The sequence below is a fragment of the Roseovarius sp. MMSF_3350 genome (assembly GCF_030733425.1).
Taxonomy (GTDB): domain Bacteria; phylum Pseudomonadota; class Alphaproteobacteria; order Rhodobacterales; family Rhodobacteraceae; genus Roseovarius.
Window position 1 is genome coordinate 37,106 of sequence record NZ_JASHIZ010000012.1, and the last position, 15,106, is coordinate 52,211.

The 15,106-nt window shown below is 65.6% G+C and carries 14 protein-coding genes; 7 read left to right on the forward strand and 7 right to left on the reverse strand.

What is annotated here, in order from left to right:
• Positions 1-57: 57 nt before the first annotated feature.
• The 4 genes from RBB31_RS12495 to RBB31_RS12510 all read right to left on the reverse strand — a co-directional run bounded on the left by RBB31_RS12495 (position 58) and on the right by RBB31_RS12510 (position 2,769).
• Positions 58-204: a hypothetical protein gene (locus tag RBB31_RS12495; protein WP_201455410.1), complete on the reverse strand. Its 147-nt coding sequence runs from the start codon at positions 202-204 to the stop codon at positions 58-60.
• Positions 205-418: 214 nt separating this feature from the next.
• A complete protein-coding gene (locus RBB31_RS12500) occupies positions 419-820 on the reverse strand; it encodes a DUF6497 family protein (protein WP_306129636.1) in 402 nt (133 codons plus the stop codon).
• A complete protein-coding gene (locus RBB31_RS12505; protein WP_306129637.1) occupies positions 817-1,149 on the reverse strand; it encodes a hypothetical protein in 333 nt (110 codons plus the stop codon). The genes RBB31_RS12500 and RBB31_RS12505 overlap by 4 nt, the downstream gene beginning before the upstream one ends.
• A gap of 87 nt (positions 1,150-1,236) precedes the next feature.
• A complete protein-coding gene (locus RBB31_RS12510) occupies positions 1,237-2,769 on the reverse strand; it encodes an acyl-CoA carboxylase subunit beta (protein ID WP_306129638.1) in 1,533 nt (510 codons plus the stop codon).
• Positions 2,770-3,032: 263 nt separating this feature from the next.
• Here RBB31_RS12510 and RBB31_RS12515 point away from each other — a divergent pair, with 263 nt between their 5' ends.
• Together RBB31_RS12515 and RBB31_RS12520 are read left to right on the forward strand one after the other, a co-directional pair.
• Positions 3,033-4,247, forward strand: coding sequence for a multidrug effflux MFS transporter (locus RBB31_RS12515; protein ID WP_306129639.1), 1,215 nt, complete (start codon positions 3,033-3,035; stop codon positions 4,245-4,247).
• 71 nt (positions 4,248-4,318) lie between these two features.
• Positions 4,319-5,719: a short-chain fatty acyl-CoA regulator family protein gene (locus RBB31_RS12520; protein WP_306129640.1), complete on the forward strand. Its 1,401-nt coding sequence runs from the start codon at positions 4,319-4,321 to the stop codon at positions 5,717-5,719.
• A 140-nt stretch (positions 5,720-5,859) separates the two neighbouring features.
• On the opposite strand, the gene RBB31_RS12525 is transcribed toward RBB31_RS12520, so the two are convergent.
• The gene (locus RBB31_RS12525; protein ID WP_306129641.1) at positions 5,860-7,416 is read right to left on the reverse strand and encodes an ABC transporter substrate-binding protein; all 1,557 of its coding nucleotides are present in this window, start codon (positions 7,414-7,416) and stop codon (positions 5,860-5,862) included.
• Positions 7,417-7,718: 302 nt separating this feature from the next.
• Between RBB31_RS12525 and betI the strand changes: the two genes are divergently transcribed.
• The 5 genes from betI to RBB31_RS12550 all read left to right on the forward strand — a co-directional run bounded on the left by betI (position 7,719) and on the right by RBB31_RS12550 (position 12,585).
• Positions 7,719-8,309 (forward strand): transcriptional regulator BetI, encoded by a 591-nt coding sequence (gene betI, locus RBB31_RS12530; RefSeq protein WP_306129642.1) that lies wholly within the window; start codon positions 7,719-7,721, stop codon positions 8,307-8,309.
• Positions 8,306-9,820, forward strand: coding sequence for a choline-sulfatase (gene betC, locus RBB31_RS12535; protein ID WP_306129643.1), 1,515 nt, complete (start codon positions 8,306-8,308; stop codon positions 9,818-9,820). The genes betI and betC overlap by 4 nt, the downstream gene beginning before the upstream one ends.
• The gene (locus RBB31_RS12540; RefSeq protein WP_306129644.1) at positions 9,821-10,468 is read left to right on the forward strand and encodes a glutathione S-transferase family protein; all 648 of its coding nucleotides are present in this window, start codon (positions 9,821-9,823) and stop codon (positions 10,466-10,468) included.
• A 133-nt stretch (positions 10,469-10,601) separates the two neighbouring features.
• Positions 10,602-12,257: a choline dehydrogenase gene (betA, locus tag RBB31_RS12545; protein ID WP_306129645.1), complete on the forward strand. Its 1,656-nt coding sequence runs from the start codon at positions 10,602-10,604 to the stop codon at positions 12,255-12,257.
• Between the two features lie 91 nt (positions 12,258-12,348).
• A complete protein-coding gene (locus RBB31_RS12550) occupies positions 12,349-12,585 on the forward strand; it encodes a YdcH family protein (protein WP_306129646.1) in 237 nt (78 codons plus the stop codon).
• Positions 12,586-12,732: 147 nt separating this feature from the next.
• On the opposite strand, the gene RBB31_RS12555 is transcribed toward RBB31_RS12550, so the two are convergent.
• The gene (locus RBB31_RS12555) at positions 12,733-13,638 is read right to left on the reverse strand and encodes a DMT family transporter (RefSeq protein ID WP_306129647.1); all 906 of its coding nucleotides are present in this window, start codon (positions 13,636-13,638) and stop codon (positions 12,733-12,735) included.
• Between the two features lie 158 nt (positions 13,639-13,796).
• On the reverse strand, positions 13,797-15,026 hold the full coding sequence (locus RBB31_RS12560; RefSeq protein ID WP_306129648.1) for an acyl-CoA dehydrogenase family protein: 1,230 nt from the start codon (positions 15,024-15,026) through the stop codon (positions 13,797-13,799).
• Positions 15,027-15,106 lie beyond the last annotated feature (80 nt).

Sequence of the window (15,106 nt, forward strand, 5' to 3'; positions counted from 1 at the left end):
GTCTCGTTCTTGGTCAGGACAGGCCCGAAGGCCTGTCCCTGTCGTGTCTCCGGGCTCTTACTTGAGCTTGCCGGTGTAGGTCGGCTCGGTCGAGATCGGCTCGGGATCGACCACGACGAATTCTTCTTCCTGTTGCTGCTGGCCGCAGGCTGCCACGAGGGCAACCAGACCAACCGCGAGGATGCTCTTGATGCTGTTCGACATTCTAGTCTCCTGTCTCTGTACTCCAACAGATGACGCGTATTACGCCCCATCTGTCCCTCGTTCAAGGGATGGGTCACGGGGTTGTAACCAATGCCGAACATAGCCGAATCCGCAGGACATTCATACGTGGCCGGCGCAATCCCGCCCGCCTGTGTCTGGAAAGCCTCAAACCGCTCAAGCCCCGAGCTTTGATCCGCAAGATATTGTGCTTCCATCAGAACAGCTCCAAGATACAGGCGTCGTCATCGACCGAGAAACTCTCGAAAATCTGCGCCACATCGGGGTCGAACCGGCCGAATTCCGAAGGCCTGTCGGCCAGCGAAATCACCACGCGATCGGGGGCCTTTTCCGCCAGGTCGATCCGTCCCAGGGCGAAATCGTTGCACAGGTATTCCAGGTCGGCGGTCTGGGTCTCGAAATCCTCGGCCCCGGTGAACCCTTTCGCGACAAAGCGAAAGCGCACGGTCAGCCCGAGCGCCGCGTCGCCCACGATGACCTCCTGCAACTGGGCCTCCAGCCCCGACGGCAGGACAAGGCGCTCCTCCTGCGCCTCGCCCTGCACTGGGGCGGCCTGCGCCATCAGCGCGGCCAGCAAACCTGCGATCATCCCTCTCATCGCGCCCACCTCGTCCAGCGCGCCACGTGGCGCGGATCGGCCAGCAGCGACGCGATGATTTCCTCCAGCCGGGCGCGGTCATGCCGCCCCTCGATCTGCCCGCCCGCGGTAACGGTCACCCCCTCGCCGGTCTCGGCGACCCGCACCACGGGCGCAAAGCCGCGCACGTTCTGCAGCGCGCGCCACAGGTCCTGCCGCACCTGGCTCGCCAGCGCCAGCTTGCGCACAGGGCCAAAGCGCGCCTCGGCACTCACGTCCATCCGCACCGGCACCCGCCGCGCCACCGTCACCACGCCCGCTTCGCGCAGGATGTGAAATCGCTTGCTCATTCCTTTTCGCCGCATCGACCGTCCTCGTAGGGTGGGTGAAAACCCACCATCCGCGCCCCGTGGGCTTTCGCCCACCCTACGCCATCCTCAAAGCGGAATATTGTCGTGCTTCTTCCACGGCAGCTTGCGCTTCTTGTTGCGCAGCGCTGCAAAGGCCCGGCTCACCCGTTTGCGCGTGCTGCGCGGCTGGATCACCTCGTCGATGAACCCGCGTTCCGCCGCCACGAACGGGTTGGCAAACCGTGCCTCGTAATCCGCCGTGTGCTTGGCGATCTTCTCGTCATCGCCCAGATCCGCGCGGTGGATGATCTCGGTGGCCCCCTTGGCGCCCATCACCGCGATCTCCGACGTGGGCCAGGCATAGTTGATGTCCCCCCGCAGATGCTTGGACGACATCACCACGTAAGCCCCGCCATAGGCCTTGCGCGTGATCACCGTCACCTTCGGCACCGTCGCCTCGCCATAGGCGAACAGAAGCTTCGCGCCGTGCTTGATCACGCCGTTGTGCTCCTGGCTGGTGCCGGGCAGAAAGCCGGGCACGTCCACGAAGGTCAGGATCGGGATCTCGAAACAATCGCAGAACCGCACGAACCGCGCCGCCTTGCGGGAACTGTCGATGTCCAGGCAGCCGGCCAGCACCATCGGCTGGTTCGCCACCACGCCCACCGTGCGCCCCTCAAGGCGGATGAACCCCGTGACCATGTTCTTGGCGAAATCCTCCTGGATCTCGTAGAAATCGCCCTCGTCGGCGACCTTCACGATCAACTCCTTCATGTCATAGGGCATGTTGGGGTTGTCTGGGATCAGCGTATCAAGGCTCGTCTCCGCCCGGTCCGGGTCGTCGAAGAACGGGCGCACCGGCACCGGCTCGCGGTTGTTCAGCGGCAGGAAATCCACCAGCCGCCGGACCTCGGCCATCGCCTCCACGTCGTTCTCGAAGGCCGCATCGGCGACCGAGGACTTTTTCGTGTGGGTCGAGGCTCCGCCCAACTCCTCCGCCGTCACCTGCTCGTTGGTGACGGTCTTGACGACGTCCGGGCCGGTCACGAACATGTAGGAACTGTCGCGCACCATGAAGATGAAGTCGGTCATCGCGGGGCTATACACCGCCCCGCCCGCGCAAGGCCCGGTGATCACGCTGATCTGCGGCACCACGCCCGACGCCTCGATATTGCGCTGGAACACCTCGCCATAGCCCGCAAGGCTGTCCACGCCTTCCTGGATCCGCGCGCCGCCCGAGTCGTTGATGCCGATCACCGGCGCGCCGTTCTGCATCGCCATGTCCATGATCTTGCAGATCTTCATCGCGTGGGTATGCGACACCGACCCGCCCAGCACGGTGAAATCCTGGCTGAAGACGTAAACCTGCCGGCCATTGATGGTGCCCCAGCCGGTCACCACGCCATCGCCATAGGGCCGGTTTTTCTCCATCCCGAAATCGGTACAGCGATGGGCCACGAACATGTCGAACTCTTCGAAACTGTCCTCGTCCAGCAGAAGGTCGATCCGCTCCCGCGCGGTCAGCTTGCCCTTCTCGTGCTGCCCGTCGATCCGCTTCTGCCCGCCGCCCAGCCGCGCGTTGCCGCGGCGCGTGTCCAATTCCTGCAGGATATCTTTCATCGAGGCCCCCTTGGTTGACTGGCGCGACCCTACTGGTTGGGCGCACCCCATCCAAGACAATTTCCGCAAATTTGCCAAATCTCGCGAAGTCCGGCCTGCTAAATTGCAAATCTGCAAATCCTGCTTCGTGAGAACTGACCATATAGCACGGGTCGCTGTCGCCTGCGCGTCCGAACAAGCCTTGCACGCAACTCGGCCAGCATGACCGGCGTCGGAAGTTCGCATATCTGGACATCCCCCGCCCGCCGGGATAGCGCAATTGCATGCCCACAGTCCGCTTCCTCGACCGCACCACCCCGCCGCACATCTTCACCCTGATCGTTCTGGCCGGGATCTCGACGCTGGCGCTCAATATCTTCCTGCCGTCCCTGCCCGGCATGACCGCCTATTTCGAGACGGACTACGGCGTGATGCAACTCGCCGTGGCGGGCTATCTCGGCATCAACGCCATCCTGCAACTGCTGATCGGACCAATCTCCGACCGTGTCGGGCGCCGCCCGGTGATCCTCGGCGGGCTGGTGATCTTCCTGCTGGCGACGCTGGGCTGCCTGATGTCGACCAACATCTGGGTCTTCCTGATCTTCCGCATGTTCCAGGGCGGCATCGTCGCCGCCATGGTCCTGTCGCGCGCCGTGGTGCGCGACATGGTGCCGGCCAACCAGGCGGCCTCGATGATCGGCTACGTCACCATGGGCATGTCCGTCGTGCCGATGACCGGCCCGGCCATCGGCGGCGCGCTCGACGCGGGCTTTGGCTGGCACGGCAGCTTCTGGGCGCTCATTGCCATGGGCGCGGCCGTCCTCTGGTTGGTCTGGCGCGACCTGGGCGAAACCGCCCCCTTGGAAGGCCGCACCTTCCGCGACCAGTTCGCCGAATACCCCGAGCTTTTCTCCTCCTACCGCTTCTGGGGCTACGCGCTGGCCGCCGCGCTCTCCTCCGGCGCGTTCTTCGCCTATCTCGGCGGCGCGCCCTTCGTCGGCGCACAGGTCTTCGGCCTCACGCCATCGGAACTCGGTCTCTTCTTCGGCGCCCCCGCCGTGGGCTACTTCACCGGCAATTTCCTGTCGGGCCGCTTCTCTACCCGGATCGGCATCAACCGCATGGTGTTCTACGGCTCGGTGGCCAACGCCATCGGCCACGCCATCAACCTCGCCACGCTCTATGCCGGGATAAGCACGCCCTACACATTCTTCGGCCTGATGACGCTGATGGGCTTGGGCAACGGCATGACCATCCCCAACGCCACCGCCGGCGCGCTTTCCGTCCGCCCCAGCCTCGCCGGCACCGCCAGCGGCCTTGCCGGCTTCCTGATGATCGGCGGCGGCGCGGGGCTTTCGGCTCTGGCGGGCGCCCTTCTCGGCCCCGGCACCGGCGCCTTCCCGCTGGTCTGGCTGATGTTCCTGACGGCGCTTGGCGGCATTCTCGCCATCACCCTTGTCATCCTGCGCGAGCGACAAGTGGGCGTATCCTCGATCTGAACGCCGCCCTTGCGCGGATCGCTTTGCAAACCTAAACCTGTGCAGACGCAAACCTGCAAAGCGAGCCGCCCATGGCCACCCAGAAACTCTATGCCGGCGCCAAGCTGCGCGAAACGCGCCAGCGCCTCGCCCTGACGCAAAAGGATTTCGCCGCCAAGCTCGGCATTTCCCTGCCCTACCTGAACCAGATGGAGAACAACAACCGCCCGGTCTCCACCACGGTGATCCTCGCCCTGGCGCAGGAATTCGGCTTCGATGTGACCGAGCTTGCCACCGGCGACGCCGAACGGCTGGTGACCGACATGCGCGAGGCGCTGGCCGACGCCGTCTTCGCCGACGACACGCCCAGCCTCAGCGATTTGCGCCTCACGGCCTCCAACGCCCCCGCCATGGCCCGCGCCTTTCTCGAACTGCACCGCGCCTACCGCGACACCCATGAACGCCTCGCGTCGCTGGACGAGGCCCTGGGGCGCGAGGATTCCCGCCCCCAGACCTCCCCCTGGGACGAGGTGCGCGACTTCTTCCATTACTGCGACAACTACATCGACGCCGTCGACCGCGCGGCGGAACACTTCGCCGGCCCCGCCTCCGGCCCCCGCCGCATCACCGATCTGGCCGAGTCCCGTCTCGACGCACTTGGCATCAAGGTGGTGGACAGCGACGACGCGCGCCTGCGCCACTACGACCGCAACGCGCGCATCCTCTACCTGTCCAATCACGCCGAACCCGAAACCCGCCGCTTTCAACTCCTCCTGCAAGTGGCTCTTCTCACTCAGGAAAAGCTGATCGAGGCCACGCTCGATTTCGCCCGCTTCCAGTCACCGGCGGCGCGCGACATCGCCAAGATCGGCCTTGCCAATTATTTCGCCGGAGCGGCCCTCATGCCCTACACCGCCTTCCTGCAAGCGGCCCAACACCACCGCCACGACCTCGAACGCCTCGCCACCCGCTTCGGTGCCTCCATCGAGCAGGTCTGCCACCGGCTTTCCACGCTGCAGCGCCCCGGCGCCAAGGGCGTGCCCTTCTTCTTCGTCCGCGTCGATCAGGCCGGCACGATCACCAAGCGCCACTCCGCCACCCGCCTGCAATTCGCCCGCTTCGGCGGCGCCTGCCCGCTCTGGAACGTCCACCGCGCGTTCGAGACGCCCGGCCGCTTCCTGCGCCAACTGGCCGAAACCCCCGACGGCGTGCGCTACATCTCCCTCGCCCGGGACGTCTCCAAACGCGGCGGGCACTATGGCGCCCCCGTCCGCCGCTTCGCCATCGCCCTGGGCTGCGAGGTGAAACACGCCGATGCCCTGGTCTATGCCGACGACCTCGACCTGACGCGCACGCAAGCCTTCGAGCCCATCGGCATCTCCTGCCGCATCTGCGAGCGCACGCATTGTCACCAGAGGTCTGTGCCTCCGCTGGAACGCCGGTTGCAAGTCACGCCCGACGAACGCGGGGTCTTGCCCTACAAGGTAGGATAGCCGCGCGGCAGCCCTAACATACGTCCGTCCCGGACTTGATCCGGGACCTCGTAGGGTGGGTGTCCAACCCACCCGCCGCACAAAAGAAAACCCCCGGCCGAAACCGGGGGTCCTCCGTTTCAAACGCAAGGGCCGGGCTATCAGGCCATCCACCAGCGCTCCATCCAGCGCTCGCCGTCCATGTCCCAGTTCGACGCCATCTCGCCATGCGCGACGTTTTCGCTCAGCGCAAAGACATAGTTGGCGAACATCGGGATCACGACACCGCCCTGGTTCGCCACCAGGTCCTGCATCTCGTAATACATCTCCCGGCGCTTGTCCTCGTCCAGCTCCGCGCGGGCCTTGACCAGCAACTCCTCGAACCGGTCATTGCACCAGAAGCTGTCGTTCCACGCCGCCCCGCACTTGTAGGCGGTCGCGAACATCTGGTCCTCGACCGGACGACCGCCCCAGTAGACGGCGGAGAAAGGCTTCTTCATCCACACGTCCGACCAGTAGCCGTCCTTGGGCTCGCGCACCACGTTGATGTTGATGCCCGCTTCCTTGGCCGACGCCTGGAAGAGGATCGCCGCATCCACGGCCCCGCTGAACGCCGCGTCCGACGACGACAGGTTGATGTCGATGCTGTCCATCCCCGCTTCCTTGAGGAAGAACTTCGCCTTGTCGGGGTCATAGGTCTTCTGCTCCAGCTCGGAGTTGTAGAACCGCTGCCCCTGCCCGATCGGATGGTCGTTCCCGACCGAGCCATAGCCGAACAGGATCTTCTCCACCAGTTCCTCGCGGTTGATCCCCCATTTCAGGGCCTGCCGGATGTTGTTGTCCGTATAAGGATCGGTGTTGGTCGACATCGCAAAGGTATAGTGCTGCGTGCCTGCGACCGACTCGATGCTCACGCTCGGGTTGCGGCCCAGCAGGCCCGCGGCCTTCAGATCGACCCGGTCGATCGCCTGCACGTCGCCCGACACCAGCGCCGTCGTCCGCGCGTTCTGGTCCACGACCGCCAGCATCTCGATCGTGTCGAACCATGCCACGTCGTCGCGCCAGTGGTTGGGGTTGCGCTCGAACTGGCTGCTGACCCCGGCGTTGAAGTTCTTCAGGATGTAGCTGCCGCAGCCATTGCCCGACTGCCAGTCGATGCCGTCCTCCGTCGCCGGGCAGATCACCAGGTGGTAATCCGACAGGATGAACGGAAAGTCGGCGTTGCCGCCATCCAGGGTGAACACGACCGTGTCGTCGCCCTCGGTCGCGATGTCGGTGATCGGCGCCACGATCGGCCCCGCGGCCGAGGTCGAATCCTCGCCCCGGTGATGGTTGATCGAGGCCACCACGTCGTCCACGGTCAGCGACTTGCCGTCATGGAACGTCACGCCCTGGCGGATCTTGAACCGCCATTCGCTGGCGTCCTCGGACGCTTCCCAGCTTTCGGCCAGTTCCGGCACCAGCGATCCGTCGGCGGCCACTTCGGTCAGACGACCGTGGACGCCAAAGGACAGCGCGATCATGTAGCCGTTCTCCCACTGGCCCGGGTCCAGCGTGTCCGTCGTCTGGCCGTGGCCCTTGGCCACGCGCAGGTCGCCCCCGCGCTTCGGCGTGCTCTGGGCGAAGGCGCCCATCGGCAGGGCCGCCGCGGCACCCGCCGCAACGGTGGTTTTCAGAAATCCGCGACGGTCCAGAAGTCCGCCCTTGATCAATGACATGTCATGTTCTCCCTTGTTGACACTATCCTGTAATACGTTCTGCGCATGACGCGCATATGTCCCTGAGGATCCGATGCGTATCGGCGCACGCAACTCCCCTGCGCCGCGCCGCGCGTCGTTCCGGATCGCCCGAAAACGACATTGCATCAATCTTAGACGCCACGTGCGGCCACGTGCAACGCGAAAGGTCCGGACCTTTTCTTCTCATTCCCCGTCTCCTGTCGATGCAGACAATACGTTTCTTGATTGACGAGTCAATTAAAACTCAATACCCGTTCCCGCCACCACCTGCGGAGGACCAAATGCCCAAGATCGGAATGGAACCGATTCGCCGCTCGGCCCTGGTCGAGGCCACGATCGTCGAGATCGGCGCCCGCGGCTCGCTCGACGTCACGGTCAGCCAGATCGCGCGGCGCGCCGGCATGTCCTCGGCACTCGCGCATCACTATTTCGGCTCCAAGGAACAGATCTTCGCCGCCGCCATGCGCCACATCCTCACCCTCTACGGGGCCGAGGTGCGCGGCGCGCTCATCATGGCCAAAACGCCCCGCCAGCGGCTCGAGGCCATCGTCCGTGCCAGCTTCGCGCCCGGCCAGTTCCGCGACGAGATGATCGCCGCCTGGCTCAACTTCTACGTCCAGGCCCAGAAATCCGACGCGGCGCGGCGCCTTCTGCATGTCTACCAGCGCCGCCTGCGATCCAACCTCCATCACGCCTTCCGACAGCTTGCCCCGGCGGACGAGGCCCGCACCCTCACACGTGGGCTGGCCGCGATGATCGACGGTCTTTATATCCGGCAGGCGCTGCACAGCGCACCGCTTTCGGGCGAGAACGCCATCGGTGTGCTGTTGCACTACATCGACACCTCACTTGCCAAAGGCGCACCCGAATGACACGTCCCAACATCCTCATCTTCATGGTCGATCAGCTGAACGGCACGTTCTTCCCGGACGGCCCCGCCGACTGGCTGCACGCCCCCAACCTCAAGGCGCTGGCCGAGCGGTCCACGCGCTTCAAGAACGCCTACACCGCCTCTCCGCTCTGCGCGCCGGGCCGCGCCAGCTACATGTCCGGCCTCCTGCCCTCTCGCTCGCGCGTCTACGACAACGCCGCCGAGTTCGCGGCCGACATTCCCACCTATGCCCACCACCTGCGCCGCGCCGGCTACCAGACCTGCCTCTCGGGCAAGATGCATTTCGTCGGTCCCGACCAGCTTCACGGCTTCGAGGAACGCCTCACGACCGACATCTACCCCGCCGATTTCGGCTGGACGCCCGATTACCGCAAACCGGGCGAACGGATCGACTGGTGGTACCACAACATGGGCTCGGTCACCGGCTCCGGCGTGGCCGAGATTTCCAACCAGATGGAATATGACGACGAGGTCGCCTACCACGCCACCCGCAAGGTCTATGACTACGGGCGCGGCCATGACGACCGCCCCTGGTGCCTGACGGTCAGCTTCACCCACCCGCACGACCCTTACGTCGCGCGCCGCAAATACTGGGACCTCTACGAGGGCTGCGAACACCTCCTTCCGCAGGTCCCCGCGATGGATTACGAAGACCACGACCCCCACTCGCAGCGCATTTTTGATGCCAACGACTGGCGCAGCTTCACCATCACCGATGAGGACATAAGCCGCTCCCGCCGCGCCTATTTCGCCAACATCTCCTATCTCGACGACAAGATCGGCGAGGTGATGGAGGCCCTGCGCGGCACGCGGCAAGAGGACAACACCATCATCCTCTTCGTCTCCGATCACGGCGACATGCTGGGCGAGCGTGGCCTGTGGTTCAAGATGTCCTTCTTCGAAGGCTCGTCGCGCGTGCCCCTGATGATCTCCGCCCCCGCGATGAAACCCGGCCTCGTCACCGAGCCGGTCAGCAATATCGACGTCTGCCCCACGCTCTGCGATCTTGCCGGCGTCGACATGTCCGAGGTCATGCCCTGGGTCGCCGGCGAAAGCCTTGTGCCCTCCGGCCAGGGCGCGGCCCGCAAAAGCCCCGTTGCAATGGAATACGCCGCCGAGGCCTCCTACTCCCCGCTCGTCTGCCTGCGCCACGAGCACTGGAAATACACCAACTGCGCCCTCGACCCCGAACAGCTCTTCGACCTCGACGCCGACCCCCATGAACTCACCAACCTGGCCGAGGATCCCGCGCACAAATCCACCCTGGAGCGGTTTCGCGTCGAGGCCGCCGCCCGCTGGGATCTCGAGGCCTTCGACGCCCAGGTCCGTGAAAGCCAGGCCCGCCGCTGGGTCGTCTACGAGGCGCTGCGCCAGGGCGGCTACTACCCGTGGGACTACCAGCCCCTGCAACTGGCCTCGGAACGCTACATGCGCAACCACATGGACCTCAACGTGGTCGAGGAGAAACAGCGCTACCCGAGGGGGGAATAGATGCTCACCGTCTATGGCCGCGCCACCTCCTCCAACGTGCAACTCGTCATGTGGACCCTCGCCGAGCTTGGCCTCGGCTGCGAGCGGCTCGATTACGGCCACGTCCACGGCGGCCTCGACACGCCCGAATTCGGCGCCATGAACCCGCACCGCAAGGTCCCCGTCCTGCGCGACGGCGACCTCACCGTCTGGGAAAGCACCGCCATCCTGCGCTACCTCGCGTCCCGCTACGGCGGCGGCGGTGCCTTCTGGCCCGCCGATCCCGCCGCCCGCGCGCCCGTCGACATGTGGGCCGAATGGGCCAAGACCACGCTGGCCGCAGGCTTCACCCATCCCATCTTCTGGCCCCGCGTCCGTACACCCGCGAACCAGCGCGACGAGGCGGCCCTCGCCGCCGCCATCACCGCCTTCGATGGCCACCTCGCACGCCTCGCCGACCAACTCGCCGACCGCGATTACATCTGCGGCGATCACCTCACTGCCGCCGACATCGTCGCGGGCCACCTGCTCTACCGCTGGTTCACCATCGACGTCCCCCGCGCGTCCAACCCGACGGTCGAGGCCTATTACGAACGCCTCAGCCGGCGCCCCGCCTACCAAACCCACATCATGGTTCCCTACGACGCCCTGCGGGTGGAAGGCGCCTGATGCCTCTTCTTCTGGCCATAAATATCCCGGGGGGAGCGGCGAACCAAAGGCTCGACGCCGGGGGCAGCGCCCCCCTCCATCCCGCAGCGGGCAGCGCCCCCCTCTCCCGCACCCCAAGCTTCGGAGGTCCCTGATGCAAGCCGATTACGTCATCGTCGGTGCCGGCAGCGCCGGCTGCGCAATGGCCTACCGCCTCTCCGAGGCCGGCCATTCCGTGCTCGTCATCGAACATGGCGGCACCGATGCCGGCCCCTTCATCCAGATGCCCGGCGCGCTCAGCTACCCGATGAACATGAAGATGTACGACTGGGGCTACCGCACCGAGCCCGAGCCGCATCTGGGGGGCCGCCGCCTCGCCGCCCCGCGCGGCAAGGTCATCGGCGGGTCGTCCTCGATCAACGGGATGGTCTACGTGCGCGGCCACGCCCGTGACTTCGACCACTGGCGCGACGAGGGCGCCACCGGCTGGGGCTATGCCGACGTGCTGCCCTATTACAAGCGCCTGGAAAACTGGACGGACGCAGGCCATGGCGGCGACCCCGACTGGCGCGGGCACGATGGCCCCCTGCACGTCACCCGCGGCCAGATGGCCAACCCCCTCACCCGCGCCTTCATCGAGGCCGGGCGGCAAGCGGGCTATCCCGTCACGCCCGACTATAACGGCGAACAGCAGGAAGGTTTCGCGCCCTTCGAGATGACCGTCCACCGCGGCCAGCGCTGGTCGGCGGCAAACGCCTATCTCAAGCCCGCGCTCAAGACCGGCAAATGCGACGTCGTCCGCGGCCTCGCGTCACGCGTGGTCTTCGAGGACGGCCGCGCCACAGGTGTCGAGGTCACCCGCAAGGGCCGGCAGGAGATCATCCGCGCGAATGCCGAGGTGATCCTCTCCGCCTCCGCCTTCAACTCGCCCAAGCTCCTGATGCTGTCGGGCATCGGCCCTGGCGCGCATCTGCAAGAGCACGGCATCGACGTCATCGCCGATCGCCCCGGCGTCGGCGCCAACCTGCAAGACCATCTCGAGGTCTACGTCCAGATGGCCGCCTCCCAGCCGGTCAGCCTCTACAAGTACTGGAACCTGCCCGGCAAGGCGCTCGTCGGCCTCACCTGGCTATTGGGCCGCACTGGCCCCGGCGCCTCGAACCAGTTCGAATCCTGTGGCTTCATCCGCTCGGCGGCGGGCATCGACTATCCCGACCTGCAATTCCACTTCCTGCCCATCGCCGTGCGCTACGACGGACAGGCGGCGGCCGAGGGACACGGCTACCAGGCCCATGTCGGCCCCATGCGCAGCGAAAGCCGCGGCACCGTGACGCTCAACTCCGCCGATCCCGCCGCGCCGCCCAGGATCTTCTTCAACTACATGAGCTGCGACAGCGACTGGCGCGATTTCCGCCGCGCCATCCGCCTCACGCGCGAGGTGTTCGCCCAGGACGCCTTCGCCCCCTTCTCCAAGCACGAGATCCAGCCCGGCGCGGATGTCCAGTCCGACGACCAGATCGACGGCTTCATCCGCGAACATGCCGAAAGCGCCTATCACCCATGCGGCACCTGCCGCATGGGCCGCGCCGACGACCCGCGCAGCGTCGTCGATCCCGAGGGCCGCGTCATTGGCGTCACGGGCCTGCGCGTCGCCGACAGCTCGGTCTTCCCGCGCATCCCGAACGGCAATCTCAACGCGCCCTCGATCATGGTGGGCGAGAAGATGGCCGATCACGTCCTCGACCGCTCGCTTCCGGCAGACAACGCCCAGGCCTGGATCCACCCCGACTGGCAGACCGCACAGCGCTGATCGTGACTTTCGTTTGATCCGCATCAAGGTGCGTGCCCCGGCGCGCGCCTAAGCTCTGCGTCGACACACGAACACCAAGGAGGACCCCCTGATGTCACACACCCCGCACGAGCTGCACGAGGAATTTCCCGACATGGCCGACCGCATCACCGCGCTCAAGACCTCGGACGCCCACTTCGCGCGGCTGATGGACGAATACCATTCCGTCAACCGGCAGGTCCACGCGGCCGAAACCAACGTGACCCCGGTCTCGCCCGCCGCCGAGACGGACATGCGCAAAAAGCGCGCCCGGCTGAAGGATGAGCTCTACGTGATTCTCACCGCCTGACACACCCGGGTTAACCACCCCTTGCCGCGCCGCCCGGTGCGGTAAGGCCGCCGCGCGCGAAAAAATGCACCGTCGCGATACCACCCGGATACCGACGCGATACCGACATGCCGTTTTGGGGCTTCCTGTCGAAATTAGCCAAGTGATTCAATACTTGGTCTGATGCGCAGCCGGCGTCACCTCCCGGCGCTTCAGCACCGCCTCGCGCCAGCTGATGAAACTGACCGATCCCACGATCACCAGTCCGCCCAGAATCACCCACGGATCAAAGGGTTCCGCGAAAAAGGTCACGCCCAGCAGCACCGCCCAGACCAGTTGCAGGAAGGTCACAGGCTGGGTCACCGCCAGCGGCGCCGCCCGAAAGGCCAGCGTCATGGTGTAATGCCCGCCCGTGGCAAAGGCCGCCACCCCCATCAGTATGGCCAACTCCCACAGCGTCGGCGTCACCCAATTGCTCAGCGCCACGGGTGCCAGCCCGATCGTCACCGTGATCGACAGCATCGCCACGACCAACCCCGGACTGCACCTGTCCGACAACAGCTTGGCCAACAGGTAGGACCCGCCAAAGGCGACCGCCGTGAACAGCATGGCGAAATGCCCTGGGCCAAGGTCGCGAAACCCCGGTCGCAGAATGATCACCGCCCCGATCAGCGCCACCACGATGGCCAGAACCCGCCGAAGCGCCAGCCTTTCGCCCAGGAAAAGCGCCGCGCCCAGGGTCACGTAGATCGGCGACAGATAGTTCATTGCCGTCACGTCCGCCAGCGGGATCCGCGCCATGGCAAAGAACCACAAGCCCACCCCGGCCGAATGCGCGATGCCCCGCAAAGCAAAAAGACCCCACGTCCCGCGATCCAGCCGCAGCCGGCTCAGCGTCCCCAGCATCGGAACCAGAAAGATCAGCCCCAGCAAGTAGCGCAGGAACGCCGCCTCCGTGGCGGGAATCCGCGTCCCCAGAAGCTTCACCATGGCGGTCACGCCGACGAACAGCACACCGGTCACGACCATCCAGAAAACACCCCAGCCGGGCCGCGCATTCAACTCTGAACTCATGGCCGCATAAAGCCTCCGCCCCGCCGGGATGTCGAGCGCAAAAGCACGGGTTTTTCAGAGCTTGTTAACCACCGCCTGCGAGGATTGCGCCAAGGCACGCCTTGTCGCGGTGGCAAAATTTTTTCGAAGAATTTTGCGCCCGGCGGCGCGGCAGGCGCTCAGATCTTCTCCTGCGTATATTTGCGCAGTTCCGCCCGCGCCACCTGCCGCCGATGCACCGCGTCCGGCCCGTCCGCCAGCCGCAGGGTGCGCAAATGCGTCCACATCGCCGCCAGCGGCGTGTCCTGGCTGATGCCCTGCGCACCGAACATCTGCACGGCCTCGTCCACGACCTTCAGCGCCACCTTGGGCGCCACCACCTTGATCTGGCTGATCCAGGGCGCCGCGGCCCGCACATCGCCCTGGTCCATCATCCACGCGGCCTTCAGGCACAACAGCCGCGCCTGCTCGATCTCCATCCGGGCCTCGGCGATGTAGTCGAAATTCGCCCCCAGCTGCGCCAGCGGCTTGCCAAAGGCTTCACGCTGCAAGGCCCGGCGGCACATCAGTTCCAGCGCCGCCTCGGCCTGCCCGATCGCGCGCATGCAATGATGGATCCGCCCCGGCCCCAGCCGGTTCTGCGCGATCTCGAACCCGCGCCCTTCGCCCAGCAGCATGTTTTCCGCCGGCACGCGCACATTGGCAAAGCGAAAATGCATGTGCCCATGCGGCGCGTCATCCGCGCCATAAACCTTCATCGGCCTAAGCTTTTCAATGCCTTGGCTGTCGGCCGGCACCACGATCATCGAATGCCGCCGGTGCTTGGGCGCGTCGTCACCGCCGGTCTTGACCATCACGATATAAACCGCACAGCGCGGGTCGCCCGCCCCCGTGGCCCACCATTTCTCACCGTTCAGAACATACGCGTCCCCGTCCCGCTCACAGCGCAGCGAGATGTTCGTCGCGTCGGAACTCGCCACATCGGGCTCCGTCATCAGGTAGGCCGACCGGATGTCCCCCTCCAGCAGCGGCTGCAGCCACCGCGCCTTCATCTCCGGGGTGCCGTATTTCTGGAACACTTCCATGTTCCCGGTATCCGGCGCATTGCAGTTGAAGACCTCTGCCGCCATGGGCGTCTTGCCGATCTCCTCAGCGAAATAAGCGTACTCGACGGTGCTCAGCCCCGCCCCACCGTCGCCGTCGGTCAGCCAGAAGTTCCACAGCCCCGCCGCCTTGGCCTGCGCCTTCAACCCCTCCAGGATCTCGGCCTGCCGCTCGGTATAGGTCCAGCGATCCCCCTTCTCGATCTCCTCTTGATAGGGGGCCTCCATCGGCATGATCTCGTCGCGCACCATGGTCCGCACCCGCTCCAGCAGGTCGGCAATATGCGGTCGCATCTCGAAGTTCATCGTGGTCCCTCCCCGGTGGTGGCGCCATTGCGCTGGCGGTGTGATGCCACGCGACCCCGGCCTCGTCCAGACTCGTACGC

Coding starts and splice junctions, on each gene's coding strand:
- RBB31_RS12495 (WP_201455410.1), bottom strand. CDS start 204: ATGTCGAACAGCATCAAGAGCATCCTCGCGGTTGGTCTGGTTGCCCTC.
- RBB31_RS12500 (WP_306129636.1), bottom strand. CDS start 820: ATGAGAGGGATGATCGCAGGTTTGCTGGCCGCGCTGATGGCGCAGGCC.
- RBB31_RS12505 (WP_306129637.1), bottom strand. CDS start 1,149: ATGAGCAAGCGATTTCACATCCTGCGCGAAGCGGGCGTGGTGACGGTG.
- RBB31_RS12510 (WP_306129638.1), bottom strand. CDS start 2,769: ATGAAAGATATCCTGCAGGAATTGGACACGCGCCGCGGCAACGCGCGG.
- RBB31_RS12515 (WP_306129639.1), top strand. CDS start 3,033: ATGCCCACAGTCCGCTTCCTCGACCGCACCACCCCGCCGCACATCTTC.
- RBB31_RS12520 (WP_306129640.1), top strand. CDS start 4,319: ATGGCCACCCAGAAACTCTATGCCGGCGCCAAGCTGCGCGAAACGCGC.
- RBB31_RS12525 (WP_306129641.1), bottom strand. CDS start 7,416: ATGTCATTGATCAAGGGCGGACTTCTGGACCGTCGCGGATTTCTGAAA.
- betI (WP_306129642.1), top strand. CDS start 7,719: ATGCCCAAGATCGGAATGGAACCGATTCGCCGCTCGGCCCTGGTCGAG.
- betC (WP_306129643.1), top strand. CDS start 8,306: ATGACACGTCCCAACATCCTCATCTTCATGGTCGATCAGCTGAACGGC.
- RBB31_RS12540 (WP_306129644.1), top strand. CDS start 9,821: ATGCTCACCGTCTATGGCCGCGCCACCTCCTCCAACGTGCAACTCGTC.
- betA (WP_306129645.1), top strand. CDS start 10,602: ATGCAAGCCGATTACGTCATCGTCGGTGCCGGCAGCGCCGGCTGCGCA.
- RBB31_RS12550 (WP_306129646.1), top strand. CDS start 12,349: ATGTCACACACCCCGCACGAGCTGCACGAGGAATTTCCCGACATGGCC.
- RBB31_RS12555 (WP_306129647.1), bottom strand. CDS start 13,638: ATGAGTTCAGAGTTGAATGCGCGGCCCGGCTGGGGTGTTTTCTGGATG.
- RBB31_RS12560 (WP_306129648.1), bottom strand. CDS start 15,026: ATGAACTTCGAGATGCGACCGCATATTGCCGACCTGCTGGAGCGGGTG.